The sequence below is a fragment of the Facklamia sp. P13064 genome, assembly GCF_050409425.1.
Classification (GTDB): Bacteria; Bacillota; Bacilli; order Lactobacillales; family Aerococcaceae; genus Facklamia.
Genome location: NZ_JBNUPM010000005.1, coordinates 1 through 16,893, shown reverse-complemented (window position 1 = coordinate 16,893; position 16,893 = coordinate 1). Strand labels below are relative to the sequence as shown.

The 16,893-nt window shown below is 35.6% G+C and carries 11 protein-coding genes; all 11 read right to left on the bottom strand.

Annotation, left to right across the window (positions count from 1 at the left end):
* Positions 1-9: 9 nt before the first annotated feature.
* The 11 genes from ACQV2S_RS03220 to ACQV2S_RS03170 all read right to left on the bottom strand — a co-directional run bounded on the left by ACQV2S_RS03220 (position 10) and on the right by ACQV2S_RS03170 (position 16,617).
* Positions 10-1,311, bottom strand: coding sequence for a CamS family sex pheromone protein (locus tag ACQV2S_RS03220; RefSeq protein WP_428885008.1), 1,302 nt, complete (start codon positions 1,309-1,311; stop codon positions 10-12).
* A complete protein-coding gene (gene ligA / locus ACQV2S_RS03215) occupies positions 1,301-3,325 on the bottom strand; it encodes an NAD-dependent DNA ligase LigA (protein WP_428874874.1) in 2,025 nt (674 codons plus the stop codon). Before ligA ends, ACQV2S_RS03220 begins: the two co-directional genes overlap by 11 nt.
* 10 nt (positions 3,326-3,335) lie before the next feature.
* Positions 3,336-5,717: a UvrD-helicase domain-containing protein gene (locus ACQV2S_RS03210; RefSeq protein WP_428873562.1), complete on the bottom strand. Its 2,382-nt coding sequence runs from the start codon at positions 5,715-5,717 to the stop codon at positions 3,336-3,338.
* A gap of 140 nt (positions 5,718-5,857) precedes the next feature.
* A complete protein-coding gene (locus ACQV2S_RS03205; protein WP_428885007.1) occupies positions 5,858-6,994 on the bottom strand; it encodes an ATP-grasp domain-containing protein in 1,137 nt (378 codons plus the stop codon).
* Between the two features lie 27 nt (positions 6,995-7,021).
* The gene (locus ACQV2S_RS03200; protein WP_428873560.1) at positions 7,022-7,672 is read right to left on the bottom strand and encodes a glycoside hydrolase family 73 protein; all 651 of its coding nucleotides are present in this window, start codon (positions 7,670-7,672) and stop codon (positions 7,022-7,024) included.
* Between the two features lie 68 nt (positions 7,673-7,740).
* On the bottom strand, positions 7,741-8,262 hold the full coding sequence (locus tag ACQV2S_RS03195) for a hypothetical protein (RefSeq protein ID WP_428873559.1): 522 nt from the start codon (positions 8,260-8,262) through the stop codon (positions 7,741-7,743).
* Between the two features lie 129 nt (positions 8,263-8,391).
* Entirely contained in the window at positions 8,392-10,440 is a 2,049-nt protein-coding gene (locus ACQV2S_RS03190; RefSeq protein ID WP_428885006.1) for a serine hydrolase, read from the bottom strand.
* 93 nt (positions 10,441-10,533) lie between these two features.
* A complete protein-coding gene (locus ACQV2S_RS03185; protein WP_428885005.1) occupies positions 10,534-13,446 on the bottom strand; it encodes an FtsX-like permease family protein in 2,913 nt (970 codons plus the stop codon).
* A gap of 12 nt (positions 13,447-13,458) precedes the next feature.
* Complete coding sequence (locus tag ACQV2S_RS03180; protein WP_428873556.1) at positions 13,459-14,160, bottom strand: ABC transporter ATP-binding protein; 702 nt, start codon at positions 14,158-14,160, stop codon at positions 13,459-13,461.
* Between the two features lie 18 nt (positions 14,161-14,178).
* Positions 14,179-15,372: a class I SAM-dependent rRNA methyltransferase gene (locus ACQV2S_RS03175; RefSeq protein ID WP_428873555.1), complete on the bottom strand. Its 1,194-nt coding sequence runs from the start codon at positions 15,370-15,372 to the stop codon at positions 14,179-14,181.
* Positions 15,373-15,444: 72 nt separating this feature from the next.
* Positions 15,445-16,617 carry a hypothetical protein gene (locus tag ACQV2S_RS03170; protein ID WP_428885004.1) on the bottom strand — a complete coding sequence of 391 codons (1,173 nt, stop codon included), beginning with the start codon at positions 16,615-16,617 and terminating at the stop codon, positions 15,445-15,447.
* Between the last annotated feature and the right edge of the window lie 276 nt (positions 16,618-16,893).

Sequence of the window (16,893 nt, the reverse complement as noted above, 5' to 3'; positions counted from 1 at the left end):
CCCCTCTTCTTATTGTCTAAATATATGTGATTGATACTCCGTTTCTCCTGCATTTCTACCTATATAAGCTTCTGTATCCGCATTAGAAACAATTTTAATCTCAATTGCTATGTTCTCAGGTAATGTTTTCTGCGCAGTGTCCAGCACATGCTGACTTAAAGCAGTAATTTCTGTTGTTTGATAAAACTGTGTGACTATTTCAATATCTAATGTTTTCAACTGATCGTCTGCATATAATACTTGACCGGAAATACCATTCAGATTGGGGAAAAACTCACGAATGCCTTTAGAAAAACTATCAAAATAAGCGTATTTTTCTGCTTCGACACCTGAATCAGTCATAGGTAGAGCAACTCGGTATTCATTAAGCTCTTTCCAATCAGAAACCGCATTTCCCTCACGTGAAATACCATCCAAGACAAAACTACCCCCTACAATTTCATCAGAAGGTGCCTGTCGGTATATACCCACTAGAATAGGAATAGATCTCAATTCTTCGGTTGCTCTTAAACGACCCACAATTATATTAGCATAAGCTCTTCCGCGCTCACGCATTTCTCCCATAGAGATTTCTTCTTCGTAAACAACCCCCTCTGGGTCGGTGTACTCATAACGCGAATTCATGGATAAGCCAAGAACAATACCTGCTAGCTTGTACCCTGTTTCAGTTTCAACCATAATATTTTTTTCTAAAATTTGCGATAAGTAAATAGGCGTAGATTGAACCTGAGTGACAACCTGATCTGGCCTACCGGCGTTCTCATCAATGATATTACCCTCTACATCAACCATAACCTCTTGACCATCTTCTAAAACCGAAGTTACTGTCGCTTCTTCAATAGTAGGGGATTGATTCTCAACAGTAGTATCAGTGTCAGAAGATGTTGTTTCACGATTAGCACCACCACTATCGACAGGGATAGCAGGGTTTAAGCCTGCTGGATTATTGTCTGCTTCTCTGCCTACCCAAGAAGTCAGTGTATCACCATCAATCAATTGGCCTTCTTGTAAAAAGTATTGATCGGTAGGAAACACCTCTCGTGACAAACGTAACAGACCATCTTCGAAAGCAAAGGCATTGCCCGTTGAAGATAATGTGTAGTCTGCACTAGCTGAGGGGCCGAGTTGATACTTACCATCTGTTATTACAGCTCGATAATTTTCATTAGCTAATTGGTTAGAAGTTAACCTGGCCATCACCTTCTCAGGTGTCAGTTCTGCTTCTTCTTTTTTTACCTCTAAATTATTTAAGCAACCTGACAATAAAGTAAGACAGGTTAGCAATGTGATACATTTCAATTTATTTTGCATCGTTAATTCCACTTTCTACTAATTTTTCTATAAATGTAGATTCATCTATGATTGTAACACCTAAATCCCGAGCTTTTATTAATTTACTGCCGGCTTCTGCCCCCGCAATCAATATATCTGTTTTCTTTGAGACTGAGCCGGTTACATTTGCTCCTAAATTTTGTAAAATTTGCTTTGCTTCATTACGAGTATAAGCATTCATACTACCAGTTAGAACAATAGTCTTTCCTTTAAATTCATTGGTCTGTTGAGTGCCAATCACGGTTGTTTGAAAATCGGTTTTGACACCTATTTTTTTTAAACGATCAATCAATTTTAATGAAGACTCTTGTTGGAAATAATGAACCAGTGATTGAGAGATGATTTCACCTATGCCCTCAATTTGACCGACTTGTTCTGCCTCGGCAATCATCACTGTTTCTATTGTACCAAATTCTTCGGCAATTAGGCGAGCAGCTTTTGCACCGACATGACGAATTCCCAAAGCAAATAGTAATCGATCTAATCCCCTATCCTTAGACTCATTAATCGCTTGGATCAAGTTGTTAGCTGACTTTTCTTTAATCTTATCAAGTTTTAAAAGGTCTTCTTGCTTGAGATAATAAAGATCAGCCGGATTTTCAATCAAATGATGGTCCAATAATTGCTCAATAATTTTTTCACCCAGACCATCAATATTCATGGCTAATCGGGAAACAAAATGAGTAATCTGAGCCAACCTTTGGGCGGGACAGTTAGGATTAACACATCTTAAAGCCACTTCATCTTTAATTTTCACTAGCTCTTCATGACATTGTGGACATTCGGTAGGAATAGCTACCGGTCGATCATCTCGCTTTCTTTTAGTTAGATCAACCTCTAATATTTCGGGAATAATATCTCCTGCCTTATGGATAACGACTTGATCACCTATATGTAAATCAAGTTTTTCAATAAGATCTACATTATGAAGACTTGCTCTTTGAACAGTAGTTCCTGCCAATTGAACAGCCTCCATAATAGCGGTAGGGGTAACTACTCCAGTTCTACCCACTGTCCAATCTACATTAAGTAAAGTTGTTTGAGCAACTTCTGCTGGAAACTTATAGGCAATTGCCCAACGGGGCGCTTTAATAGTATGCCCCAATTTTTCTTGATATTCAAAAGCATTGACTTTAATAACCACTCCATCAATCTCATAGGGTAATTGGTGCCTTTTTTGGCCAACCGTTTGGATAAACTCCCATACTTCATTAAAATTATGACATTCTTTTCTAAAAGAGTTCGTTCTTAAGCCAACAGCTTCCATCTCTTCTAGGAGTTCTCCTTGAGAAGTTGCCTCTATATCCGATTGACTAGAGCAATTATACATAAATATGTTTAGTTGCCTCTTTGCTGCCTTTGCGGGATCTTTCTGTCGCAATGCACCAGCTGCCGCATTGCGAGGATTAGCCAAGGGACTTTCCCCTGCCTCATCTCTTTGTTCATTTAATTTTAAAAAGACCTCTTTAGGCATATAAGCTTCTCCTCGAAATTCACCTGAAATGGGCTTTCTCAGTCGTAATGGTAAGGAATGGATTGTTCGTAGGTTTTGAGTAATATCTTCTCCCGTTTGACCATTACCTCGTGTAGCTCCTCGAACAAACAAACCATCTTCATAAGTTAAGGCAATGGCAAGACCATCGATTTTACACTCACAGATAAAAGAATGCTGAGACCCAACCACTTCTTCTACCTTTTTAATAAAAGCATGTATGTCTGCTTCATTAAAAGCATTACTTAAAGAGTACATGGTTTGAGCATGTTTAACCTTTTGAAAACCTTCTAACAGCTGGTCACCCACTCTCTGACTAGGTGAGTCCAAAGTGACCCACTCCGGATACTTAGCTTCAATCATGAGCAATTCTTGATACAGCTCATCATACTCTGCATCCGTAATTAATGACTGATCCAATACATAGTAAGAGTAAGCATAATTATTTAATTTTTCTTTTAAAGCATCTAAACGTTGTCTTTCTTTCTGCTGATTAGACATCAGGAGCCTCCTAATCTGATAACTTAGTAATTGGAGCAAATGCTGCCATTAACTGTTTAATTCCTTGCTCTGGAAAAGCTACTTTTAAAATTTGGTCGCTAGCTGACTTGTCAACTTTTACAATTGTCCCTTGACCCCAAGCTTTGTGGTCCACTTTGTCTCCCACTTGCCAGTTAATCATTTCTAGACCTTTGACATTTGAAGTTGCTTGGAAAGCTCGCTTCTTCTTAACGGGAGCCGAAGGGGGACTTAACTTAACTCTATTGGCTTGGTTTTTTCCTCGATTATTTGCAGTAAATCTTTTGACTCTTCCTGGAAGTCCAATATGCTCAAGTAAATCTTGTTCAATCTCATCTATAAATCGACTAACTAAATTTTGCTGATAACGTCCGTATAGTAGACGATTGGATGCTGCTGTTAAATATAATATTTCCTCAGCGCGTGTCATTCCTACATAGGCTAATCTTCTTTCTTCCTCTAAATCTTCTTCATTATCAAAAGAACGATAGGATGGGAAAATCCCTTCTTCCATTCCAACAATAAAGACAACCGGAAATTCTAAGCCCTTGGCTGCATGTAGAGTCATCAAAGTGATACCCATTTGTTCATCCTCTTCTTGGTTATCACTAACCAAAGACAATTCTGTAAGGAATTGAGTCAATAAAGCTGTTGATTGATTAGTATCGTCCTCACTTTCCACTGCTGACTCAAATAGATCCAAAGCAACATTTGAACCTGATATTTCTAAAATTGCTTGCGATTCGATAGTGCTTTGATCTTGATTTTGAAAATCAGGATCTTTTTCTAACAGTAAACTATGATCCTCTTGGTCAAAAAGTTTAGTTACTGAAGCAAATTCTTCTAAGTTTTCTAAGCGAGCTCGACTTTCAAGAGTGCCTTCTTCAATTAAAGCCTGAGTATAGTTTGAAAGCTGCCACACTTGCTCTACTAGTTCACTCATAGAGAGATATTTTGCTTGTTCTTGAAGATTTTTAACCATTTGAGCAAACGTTTGTAATTTCTTTTGTACTGCTTTAGATAGTTGAGACTGATCTAAATAATCGATCGCCATGAACCAGGGTAACTGAATCTGAGCAGCAAAATTTGATAACCGCTCGATAGTGGTATTTCCAATTCCACGTTTAGGAACATTCACAATTCGATTAAAGCTAAGGTTGTCAGCGGGGTTATTAATTAACCTTAAATAAGCCAAGGTGTCTTGGATTTCTTTACGAGCATAAAACTTCAAGCCCCCAATAATTTTATAAGGTAAATTGGCTTTTAACAGCTGGTCCTCTAAAGAGCGTGACTGAGCTTGAGTTCGATAAAGAATAGCAAAATCATCATTTTTTAAATTAAAACGATCTTTAAGCTCAATAATTTCTTGAATAACAAAAAGCGCCTCCTCTGAGTCGTTGTCTGAATGATAAAACTTAATCTTGCTTCCTTTGTCCTTATTAGACCATAATTTCTTAACTTTACGATTTCGATTATTTTTAATCACACTATTAGCTGCAGCTAAAATATTTTGACTGGAACGGTAGTTTTGTTCTAATAGAATCGTTTTAGCTTGAGGAAAGTCAGATTCAAAGTTTAAAATGTTTTCCATATTTGCGCCGCGCCAGCCATAAATAGATTGATCAGCATCTCCTACTACACAAATGTTATTAAGAATTCCTGTTAATAATCGAATGAGTTGATACTGAGTATTATTGGTATCTTGGTACTCATCAACATGAATATATTGAAACTTATGCTGATAAAAGTGACGGACATCATCATATTCTTCTAATAATTTAACAGTATTAAGAATCAAATCATTAAAATCCATGGCGTTGGCTTGTTTTAATTTTGTCTGATAAAGTTGATAGACTTTTGCATAAATTTCTTCAACAAAATTACCGGCAGTTTGTAAATAATGTGCTGGGCTTTTACCTTCATTTTTTGCTTGTTCAATTTGCCATAGAAGATTCTTATCTTTAAATTGTTTGCTATCTAAATTTAATTCTTTTAACACTTGACGCATCAAAGTTAGTTGTTCAGATGGGTCTACGATTGAGAAATTTCGTTGATAACCGATTTTTTCGCCCTCTCTTCTAAGTATCCTCACACACATTGCATGAAATGTTGAGACCCATATAGAGTCTGCATCTGGGCCAACTAAGTTTTTAATCCGCTCTTTCATTTCATTTGCGGCTTTATTTGTAAAAGTAATAGCCAATATATTCCAAGGATTTACTCTTTCTTCTTCAACAAGATAAGCGATTCGGTGAGTAAGAACCCGTGTTTTTCCTGAACCTGCCCCAGCGGCTATTAACAGCGGTCCCTGGGTAGTCAATACAGCCTCCTTTTGCTTATTATTTAATCGACCTATACTTTCTAATAAATTCATATTATCACTCCATTTCACCAACGCTTCCAATATTTGATATTATATCAAAAATAAGAACAATCTCCTATGTCCTTTATAGCCTTCTCTCAACTCCTCATAAAATAAAAAGAAGCCAAGGCTATCCCTTCAGCTTCTTAATTCTATTGAATTTTATATAATTCGGTCATTTCAATTTGCCGATCACACGATATTAAACTATCTCCCGTTATGATTACCTGTCCTTCCAAATGATTGTGTAATTGTCCAGGAAAATTTACTAAAGCAAAACCCCAATCTGTGCGAGACATATATTGTGTCATGACATTTTCTATATTTAAATATTCTAAAGGAATCGCTATAGCTGCTGCTGATTTTACTTTTAAAGTAGGCAAAGGCAAGCCTGACAGTGCTCGCATACACGCTTCGAATTGCGATATGGACATCGAGCCGATTGTAAAAGTTGCCGCTTGCGATAAGCCAATCGAAGCTTGATTGATGTAAATAACACCAGAAGATGTAATAAAGAACTCTAATGTCAAAGCCCCAATCAATGTAAGTGACTCAGCAATTAATCGGCCTAATCGGTTGATTTCATTAGAAACCTCATCAACAATACGCGCAGGATACCTTACTTGTGTACCAATAATTAACCCTTTATCTACTAATTCAAAGGGAGGATAAATCAATAATTCTCCTCGCTCATTTCTGACAACAGTCAAAGAAACTCTCTTCTCAACTGGAATCCAAGCCTCAAGTATACATGTTGCTTGCTCAACTTTCTTCTCTGCTAAAGGTAAATCATCCTCATTGAATAGAAGAATGTGGTCCTTGGCTTGATTCAAATGTCGTTGTCCTGACTTAAGAACACAAGGATAACCTATATATTCTATCGCTTCTTTAATATCTTCAATGGAAGTCACCATTGAAAAAGGAGCTACTAAACTTTTAGTAGAGTCTAAATAAACTTTTTCAATTAAACGGTCTGTTGTAATTGCAACTAAATCTTCTGATAAAGCCAAGTCAGTATATTCTTCCAATAATTTATAATGTCGGTTTGATAAAATACCTGGTTCAATATATATCATATCCACTAAGCTTGCAAATTCGATTAAACTCTCGTCTTGATAGTTAGCATCGACTATTTGCCAATAAGAAAATTGTTTGACCGGGTTTTCATCATGACTCACCATGCTTGCTACACGATACCCCAATCTTCCGGCCTCTTGGGCCAGTAAAGCGGTTGTAAGTGAGTCTCCAATAATACCAATCATACTTCCTGGTTGATGTCTTCGAACCATTTTATCCCTCCCATCATATTATTCTTTTTATGGTTGATCATATTGATCCAATTGCCACTCTTCAATCATATTTATTAATTTTTCTCCGTAATTTGGATCGGTTGCATAACCCGAATCTTGTAATGCCTGAGCTTGTGATTGGAAATCCTTGGCTTGTAATACAGCTTGATATTGATTAGGATCCCAAGAAGTTCCATTAATCATTAAAAGAGCGTGCTCACGCATTGATGCTTGTCTAGAAGGATACACCTTAAAATAATCCTTAATCTCAACCCACTCGCCATCAAAAAACTCCATTGTTGGATAGAGTGCAGAATTAGGATCGTCAGCACTTGTTTTTACACCATATAGATTATTATGCTGGCTAGCTAATTGACTTCTACCAAAGTCCGATTCTAAAACAGCTTGAGCTAAAGACACAGAAGCATAGACACCAAACTCTCTTTGTAAAGCTTGGGCAGTTGGGACCAAATCTGCAATAAATTGTTCTTTGAGCAAGTGATCTGATTGATAAAGCTCATTTTGATAAAAATTAGGAGCCGGTTGTGACATCCAACGAAATAACAACACAAAAAGTAAACTAATAAAGATAATCATAAAGAAGCTTAAACATCCTAATCGTTTAAAGAAAGCTTCCTGCCATTTTTTGAATTGTTTAAGTTTCTTATTATTTTTCAAAGTTTTTTTTCTGGGTCTATGAGCTTTTTTGCGTTTTCTTTGCACCAAATAGCTTCACCACTCTATTTTTATTCTTCGACAGTGTCTCTTACTTTATCACTTTGGTCATCAAACCATTGTAAGAGTTTTACCTCATCAGTTTCTAATTGTTGTCTCAAAACTCCAGGTAGACGAATTTCTATTATATCGTTGTATCCCCAAAATTGATAATCTGCAATTAATTGCAAGATCATTGTGTTCTGTTGGTTTTCTGAGCTTTCACTCTGATGCCATTCTAAGCGTACCATACCATGGTTAACCCAAGTCTTGGCGATTTGATATTTAAGATAGAGGTATTCTCCAACAGGATTAGCTGAAACCTCTGGAATTATTTCAGCATTTCGCACAACTTTTTGAACAAGCATCCATTCATAGTCAGTAAATAAAGTCGATATTATTTGGATATTTTCAAATTTTAAACCTTGTTCTCCTTTTTTCCATCGGTCCCAAGATTGAGGACTAATGCCTAACTTTTCCGCATAAAAAGCTTTTTCAGTTTGAAATTTCTCTTTAATAGCATGAATAACGATTTGTATCAGTGTAGGACTCATTGAAATTCCTCCCTTTTTCTCTATTATACACCTAAAAAGTGATGTGAAAAGTGGAAAAGCTCTTAAAAATAGAAAGACTTCTTAAATTGAAGTCTTTCTATCTCAAAACTAATCATTTGAATAAACCTTTTAATAATAATACCAAGCACCATTTTCATCTTGATACCAGGTGCCTCTACGGTATTCATCGCCAAACCAGTAATAATTTTCTGTTTGCTTGCCATTATATAAATTATCTGTCGGCTCTACACCTGTTTCAACCGATGTAACAGGTGGGGTTACTACTGCTTGAGTAGTCTGAACTGGTTCTTGCGTCACCTCAAGAGTAGTTTCATTTTCTAAGATCTCAGCACCTTCTTGGTTCGCTAAATATTGTATGAGTATATCATTAATTGTTTGGCTTATCTTACCATTCATTTCATAAGGTTCAGTGAATTTTTTTGTAAGAACTACATAAATATAGTCTTCTCCTGCTGCTTGAGCAATCCCGGCAATATGTTGAAGTTGTGGGTTTTCTTCGGTAGTTAATAATTCGTAACGTTGAGTCACATTAGCATTATAATTGGGAAATTTATCTGTGAATGGTGAGAGATTGACTGATTCTTTCAGCAAGTCGTCATATTCTCCATCAATCAATTCGTTTTTAGCTAATTTGATAAGTAAATTAGCTAAGTCCGTTACATCAGTGACTGCACCCGTTATGTAACTATCTTCTTCAATAGCTAATGGAGCGTTCATACGAGTAGCAAAATATCCAGACTCTTTTAACCAGTAGTTAAAGCGGTTGACACCCTCAGCAAGCTGAACGAGATGATTCATGGCAGAGGCATCTCCTGATTGAATAGTTAAATCAATCAACTCTTGGACTGTATAGGAATCTCTAGCTTGACTTGCCACTTGTCCTGAATCCCCAGAAGCAATTAATTGTGTTTTAACAGGGATTTCTTGGTCAAGAGTAATTGTTTCTTCTGCTAGCAATTCATAGGTACGTTGTAAAATAAACCAAGCGATTAGACGATCAGCCTCCATTGTTTGGTTTTCATAAACAAAGGGTGCTTTATCTCCTAGCTGTTGAATTTGTAAAGCTACTGTTTCCTGATTAGAAAAGTAATTGGTAACTATTTGATTAAACTGATCAATTCTTTCTGCTTGATCTTGCTTATTTGGTACTTCATAAGCGATGCGTTCTGAAAAATTCTCTGCACTTATTAAAAGCTCTTGTTGACTTGTATCTTCACCAATCACTGATAAAGCGGGATCATTAAAGGATAATCTAAGTTTCTTGCCTTCTTTAAAAAGAGAAAACTCATCCTTCAATTCTGCTTCAGTCTCATTATATTTCACTTTAAAGTTAAATGTTTCTTGATCTACATCAGAAAGAGAGTTGGCAAAATCGAGATTAACTGTAATCATCGGATAAGCATCCACATCTACCTTTGATTTTTCTATTTCAAAAACAGTATCTTCTACAGTGGTTGTTTGATTTTCTTCTTCTGATTTTACTTCAGAAGAAGAATTATCTGAAGTAACATTCATTGTTTTTTCAGTATCCTTTGGAAGTTGAGAAGTCTCAGTTTCTTGGACAGGTTGTTCACTATTTTGATTTATTATTGGGTCCAAATAACTCTTAACCATGCCTACCAATTGAGGTCCGTAAACAAACATTAAAAAAAAGGCTGCCAATAAAATTAACCATTTGACAATAGTCCAAAGCGTTTTACCAAAACTAGTCTTTTTAGTTCTAGGGACAATATAATCTTCAGCATTATCGGTGGATTCATCAGAAAATAATGAGCCAGTGTACGGATAAGATAAAATTTCGTCTGCCCTTTTCTTAAAAGCTTCTTCTGAATCCTCTTCCGATTCATTGCCTTTTGAATTTGATTGAAGTGAACGTTCATAAGCTAATTTGGCTTCTTTTTCTGCTTCTGCTAATTCTTTTTCAAGAGATCGCCTAACAGGAACGTGCTGTCTATTGTCTTTGATAGCTTGAGAATGTTTTTCATTATCAGCTACTTCATTTAGACCACGGATATCTTTTTCAACTGATATTTCATCATTAGGTTTTCTCTTTTTCAATAAACTCTGTTCTTTTTTATCTGCTTGATTAAATCTATAACCGCAGTACGCACATTGGGTCTTACTACGGACATTCCGTCCACAATTTGGACACTTCATTTGATTGCCTCCTCTTAGATGGTCGCTCTATAATTGGTTCTTAACTTAAACCATTGTAGCATATTCTTAAAGGGCTTAACAATACGGGACTGATTAATCAAGTCCCTTGAGAGCTTCTACCATATTAATACGTTTTATTTTTTGGTGCATGATCAGCATAACAGAACTTGAGAAAATAAATGTAAGAATAAAGGATATTAAAAAGGATGCTAGGGTTGCCCTAGGATAAAAGAGCATTGAATTCATTTGCATCTGTTTCATAATAATATGTGTAAGCACACGTCCAGCTATCAGGCCAAAAGAAGAACCTAATACTGTGATTATAAAGATTTCCTCATAGACATACAAACTCACTTCTCTTGCATAAAAACCTAAAACTTTGATAGTGGCCAGTTCACGATTTCTCTCTTCTATATTAATATTGGTCAAGTTATACAAGACCACAAAAGCTAAGGCTGCCGCTGAAACGATTAAAACAATTGTAATGACGTATAAACTATCCATCGTCTTGCTAACTACTTCTTCTATATTAGTTATATTAACGATAGCTTGAACATCCTCATTATCTTGTAACTGGTCTTCTATACGAGTCACTTTGGCATTAGCTTCATATTTCAGTAAAAAAGCATTAATTTGAGCGGGCTTTTCAAACACCTGATTGTAGTCATTTTCTCCCATATAGAGATAATGATTGACATAGTTTTCTGCTGCTCCCTTTAAAGGAATCGTATAATTTTCATCGTCCATTTTAAAGATAGCTTTAGAGTTGGGTTTTAAGTTGAATAACTCAGCTAATCGTTCTGTATAAAGAGGTCCTGCTTCATCTAAATCAACTGGTTCAGCCACTTTATCATCTCCACCTTGTCTTACAAATACAAAGTCTTTAAATGATTGAACATCACCTAGCGGAACTATTAAATTGACATTTTCTTTTTCAACATCATTTTCTAATTCTAAGGATTCTGAACGGATTGGATAATACGCTTCAATGCCTTCGTAATCTGCTAATTCTTCTTGCAGTTTTTGAGTTTGATATTGGCCTAAATCTTCATTCAAGACCAGAGTAGCATCATAGCGTTGTAATTGCTCAAATTGATTAGAAAGCAAACCTGAAATAGTATCACTAATTCCAAAACCAGTGAGAATTAACATTGAACAGCCTGCTACACCAATGAAAGTCATGAGATTTCTTCCTTTATATCTGAAAAGGTTTCTCAAAGTCATTTTACGATTAAAAGATAAGCGTTTCCAAAACTCAGTCCAATTTTCAAGTAAAATTTGTTTACCTTGTTTAGGGGGTTCAGGTCTTAAAAGTTGTGCAGGAGCTTGCTTTAACAATACATAAGGTGTATATATTGCTGGCATCAGTGTACAAGCTAAAGCAATAGCACCGACAATCATATTCCAATATAAAGAGCGAGGAATCAATGGGTTAGCCAAATAAAACATGGAATTATATGCTTGTAGAATAATTGGTGGAAAGATACGATAGCCCAAAGATATTCCTAAGACTATTCCAATCACTCCTGCTAACCCAGCATACACCACAAATTTTAAGATTACTTGCCAGCGATGGTATCCCATTTGTTGCATGGTTCCCATATAGTTTCTTTGTTCACTTGACATGCGCTTAACAGTTGTGAAAACAACTAAAACGGCAATAGCAAAAAAGAAAACTGGAAACAAATTAGAAATAACATTCAATTTTTCCGCATTTTCTTTCAGCGATTTATAAGCTGCATCGTCTTGACGTGTCAACACATGATAAGTCGGTTCTTTTAAATCTGCTTCTAATTCTTTAAGTTCCTCAAGTGCTAATTGTCCTTCTCTTAATTCTAGATTATTCTCAGCAATACTATCTGCTACAGCTTTTTTTGAGCGACTCAGTTGATTTTCTCCGAAAAACAACTCATTACTAGCCATTAAGCTTTGTTCTTGACCTTCCAACAACTCTGCTTGTTCTTCAGGCTTTCCTAAAGCTTGAGGATTATTAGAGTCTATATTGCCTTCTAGAGACTGCCGCAATAAGTTTTCTTCAATTTGACTAAATTCTATCTTAGCTTCTTGAAGGTCTTGTTCAGAATCTATCAGTGTCTTTTCGACTTCGGAGATTTTTTTATTTGCCGCCTCAAAGTCATTATTAGCTTCTTCTAAATCTGAACTAACCTCATCATATTTAGCTTGAATATCCTTTTTACTGGCTTCCAAACGCTGTTTTGGACGATTAGCTAACAAATCTTCTAATTTAATTTTTAGTTGATCGAGCCTTGATTGATAAGCTGGTTCATAAGCTCTCTTTCTATTATTACGTATCCAATAGAAAACTTCACTATAGTAACTGGCTTGTATTTGATCTTCTTGAATTAACCCAAAAACAGAATGGTCGAGGCCTCGATTAATGCGTTCATAATAAAGTGGTGTTTGAACAAATCCAACAACTTCAAACTCATTTGTTATCAATTCACTATCTTTTATTGAAAAGATTGAATCTGAATTATCACTATCTATAGCGTCTTCACTTGCTCGTTGGTTCAGAGTGATTTTTACCTTATCTCCAACTTTGACAGACTCGTTTGGATCAGTATTAATTAAATCAAGATACTTACTATCCAATGTGATTTCAGAAGCTTTCTGTGGAAATCTCCCTTCAACCAATTGATAATATTTTTTATCTTGTTCATTGATACCAAAAACTTTGATAGGTTGAGTACTTGGCTCAACCATACCAATAACTGATTTAATGGGACGTAACCGAAGTTCTGCTCCATCTTTTAAATTTTTAATTTCTTTAATGTCATTATCATTAATACCTTGAGTAGATAATATACGACCGTCGGGCAAATCATAAGTTTCATAATAGTCACGCGCGGTTTCTACCATAGCTGGTCCTGTTGCTTTGATTCCAATAAAAAAAGCAACTCCTAGACTAATAATAGCTAATATCGATAAGAATCGTGGGAAACTTTTTAATATCTCACGAAAGATATCCTTTATGAGCGATTTCATGTTACCTCCTTTCTACCAATGTAAATCTAATACATTAGTAGGATGCGGATTTTTAACGATTTCTTCTACTTGTCCATTACGAATTTTAATCACACGGTCTGCCATTTTCGAAATCACCGTATTATGAGTGATTACCACAACAGTTGTACGTGTTTCTCGACATGTATCTTGTAATAATCTCAAAATTTGTTTGCCGGTTTCATAATCTAAAGCACCTGTAGGCTCATCACAAAGAAGAATTTTGGGTCTACCTGCTAAGGCCCGCGCAATAGAAACTCTCTGTTGCTCTCCACCAGATAGCTGAGCAGGAAAACTATCTAATCGATGTCCTAACCCTGCTTCTTTAAGTACGGTTTCTGCTTGCATATTACTTTTAGCAATGTGGATCATTAATTCCACATTTTCTTTAGCTGTTAGGTTAGGAACTAAATTATAATTTTGAAAGACAAAACCAACGTTATTTCGCCTAAAACGCGTTAACTGCTTAGCCTTGTATTTAGCAATGTCTTCTCCATCTATAACTACCTGTCCGGAGGTCGCTTGATCCATTCCACCTAAGATATTTAGTGTAGTTGATTTACCAGCTCCGGAAGGACCTAAAATAACCACAAACTCTCCCTCATCAATTGTAAAACTGACTCCATCATTTGCTCGTGTAACGACTTCGCCAGTTTTATATTCTTTAACAACTTCTTTTAATGCAATATAAGACATTCTTACTCCCTGCCTTTCTTATTCAGAACAATAATATACCAGAACTGTAAGATACTGACTCGTAGGATCAACGGAAGAAGGGTAGTCTTCGGGAAGTCTAAAACTTTGAATCAATTGAACCTTCTTGCCACTTAAACGCCCAGCTTCATTCATATCCTCAATAAATTTATCTTTTGAGTAAGCTGAATGGTTTGTGGATAAGACACACAAACCTCCTGCTTTCGTTATTTTAAACAAATCTTTAGCCATTTTTATATAATCAGTTAAGGCTGAAAAAACATAACGTTTGGTTCGGGCAAAACTAGGAGGATCACATACCACCATATCAAAATCTTTTGAAGAGCGTTTGACATAGTCAATATAATCAAACACATCCATAATTCTAATCTCGTTAGATAAATTGTCAGCGTCCAATTGATTAATTAAGAAATTTTCTTTAGTTAACTCTAATGAACGGTTAGCTACATCTACACTGATAGTATTACTGGCACCACCTAGGCTAGCTGCAACTGAAAATGCACCCGTGTATGAAAAAAGATTTAACACAGACAAGCCTTTTGCTTGCTCTTGAATATACTGTCGTACCTCTCTTTGATCAAAAAAAAGGCCTGTCATCCAATCCTGACCTAAATAAATAGCATACTTTCGATTCTGTTCTTTAATAATTAGAGGCTGTTGGGCTTCTTTTCCGGTAACATGTCCCATTGCTTTTTCACTATCACCTATTGGAAAACGCTTGGTTTCGTATATACCTGCAACTTCAAGTGGAGATTCTAAAAGAATTTCAAGCCACCAATCACGATACTCATAAGCACCTTTAGAATACCAGTTGATTTGAATGAAATGGTCATACCAGTCGATTGATATTCCTCCTAATCCATCTCCTTCACCATTGAATAAACGAAAACCCGTTGTTGTAGGGTCGTCCAATAGAGATTGTCTACGTTCAACAGCTTCTTGAAAGTAAATTGAAAAGAGTTCTTTGGACCACAAATCTTCCAAATTTAAGCTAAAAACCCAAGCAAAGCCTTTGTTTTGCCGACCAACGAAAGCTTGCCCTTTAAAGTTATGACTGCGATCAGTAATAAAGATAATCATCCCCTCAGGTGCATCTTTAATATCATCAGGATCTTCAAAGTCTTCTAACCTTATTAATTTTTCTCCTGCTTGAATTCTTTGACTCGCAAAATCTTTTAAATAAAAACACTTCATTCTATTACCTCTTTCATTCTTAAGATCATTTATAGTAGAAGTCTCTAGAAAACAAGCCCATTTCTTAAAGCATTACTTTTTCTCTTTTGATAGTAATTCTTCCATTAAATAGTCAGCAGCTGCCGGACTGATTGTTTTAAGACTTGTTCTTTGGGGAATAACTACTTTTTTAGGTTTAAAAGAATATTCTAATCGAACTCTTTTAGTAGTAAGTTCAGCTGTATCTTTGCTAAAAAAGTTAAAAGCTACATTTTCTACAATACCCTCCAAGGTAACATCTAAAATTTGTTTATCTGGATCAAAGTCCATGGTGAAACTCGTTAATTTATCAGTTAAACCTTGGCTCATCAAATTTAGTGTTTTATTGAACTGTGGTGTTCGGTGTTCCGTTTCCTTAACTTGTAAATGGTTAGAAAATTCGGATTCAATTTTTGTTCCGAATAAAAAATCATTCGCTTGCTCATTAATTTTAATTTGATGGTTGAATTGATTTTCCCAATCTTGATACTCGCTCATGATAGATGAAGTAGAAGGTTGAATTAAATGATCTAAACGATAAGAGATGGATAAGAAGGGGTGCTTATCAAAGAAAAGACTTGGAATATCGATTCTTTCAATATTTAAATGATATTGATCCTTCTTGAAACTTAATTGTCCCTTATCTACTCTCATTAACTTATCCCGATTAGGAATGAGCAGCAAAGAAGGCGCAGGCTTTTCATTAAGATTAACCGTCCCAATTGTTTCATTTGAAAATTCTGTATAAAGATTAGTGTACTTAGCCATTTGTTTATCAAACTGGTAATTAAAAAAAGCTTGTTTAAAATAAGCTAGGCTATCTAAAAAAGCAAATTCTTTTACATAGAACAAACGGTGTCTTCCATATGATATAAAGCCAAAATCTGCTGTCTCGGGATAATCATCTTCCATTTGAAACTTTAAATCGCCCTTCAGGTCTCCTTTTGTAACATCTACTTGGTAGGTCGCTTGCCCCATCGCTTGATTTTCATCCAGGTTGGTCCACTTCATCTTGACCTCAAATTCTTCAACCTCTTTCAAATCAATTAATGATTCTGAAAGTTTCTTAAGTAATTCTTGATCCACTTTGTTTTCTATTGATGTTTTAGTTTCTGTTAATGACTCTGTGGTTATTTGATTCGCTTTAGCAGAAATAGGAGTATATAATAAAGCTAATAATATAGTGAAAATAAAAAGCTTATTGACTAGTTTAAATCCTCTATCCATAAATCCTTCTCCTTTTTAAAAAGTCTTACTATTATTATAAATGAAGTTCAGCTTTAATACACCAACAATCTACTCTATAAAATTAGCTTCAAAAAACCTCTAAATTTGAAGAAACCCCCAAAAGTTCGAGTTAAAAACTAACTTTTGGGGGTCCTTTTATGTCTAAAAATAGGCTTCTGAATTGAAAATGAAAGTGATTGAAGGGTGTTTAGAAGGATAATTAGGTTACTAGGCTTTAACAAAAAATAGGGGATTCCTTCACCTTCTTTAGTCAAG

What these genes read in the sequence shown, in the direction of transcription:
- ACQV2S_RS03220 (WP_428885008.1), bottom strand. Translation starts at nt 1,311, where the DNA reads ATGCAAAATAAATTGAAATGTATCACATTGCTAACCTGTCTTACTTTA.
- ligA (WP_428874874.1), bottom strand. Translation starts at nt 3,325, where the DNA reads ATGTCTAATCAGCAGAAAGAAAGACAACGTTTAGATGCTTTAAAAGAA.
- ACQV2S_RS03210 (WP_428873562.1), bottom strand. Translation starts at nt 5,717, where the DNA reads ATGAATTTATTAGAAAGTATAGGTCGATTAAATAATAAGCAAAAGGAG.
- ACQV2S_RS03205 (WP_428885007.1), bottom strand. Translation starts at nt 6,994, where the DNA reads ATGGTTCGAAGACATCAACCAGGAAGTATGATTGGTATTATTGGAGAC.
- ACQV2S_RS03195 (WP_428873559.1), bottom strand. Translation starts at nt 8,262, where the DNA reads ATGAGTCCTACACTGATACAAATCGTTATTCATGCTATTAAAGAGAAA.
- ACQV2S_RS03190 (WP_428885006.1), bottom strand. Translation starts at nt 10,440, where the DNA reads ATGAAGTGTCCAAATTGTGGACGGAATGTCCGTAGTAAGACCCAATGT.
- ACQV2S_RS03185 (WP_428885005.1), bottom strand. Translation starts at nt 13,446, where the DNA reads ATGAAATCGCTCATAAAGGATATCTTTCGTGAGATATTAAAAAGTTTC.
- ACQV2S_RS03180 (WP_428873556.1), bottom strand. Translation starts at nt 14,160, where the DNA reads ATGTCTTATATTGCATTAAAAGAAGTTGTTAAAGAATATAAAACTGGC.
- ACQV2S_RS03175 (WP_428873555.1), bottom strand. Translation starts at nt 15,372, where the DNA reads ATGAAGTGTTTTTATTTAAAAGATTTTGCGAGTCAAAGAATTCAAGCA.
- ACQV2S_RS03170 (WP_428885004.1), bottom strand. Translation starts at nt 16,617, where the DNA reads ATGGATAGAGGATTTAAACTAGTCAATAAGCTTTTTATTTTCACTATA.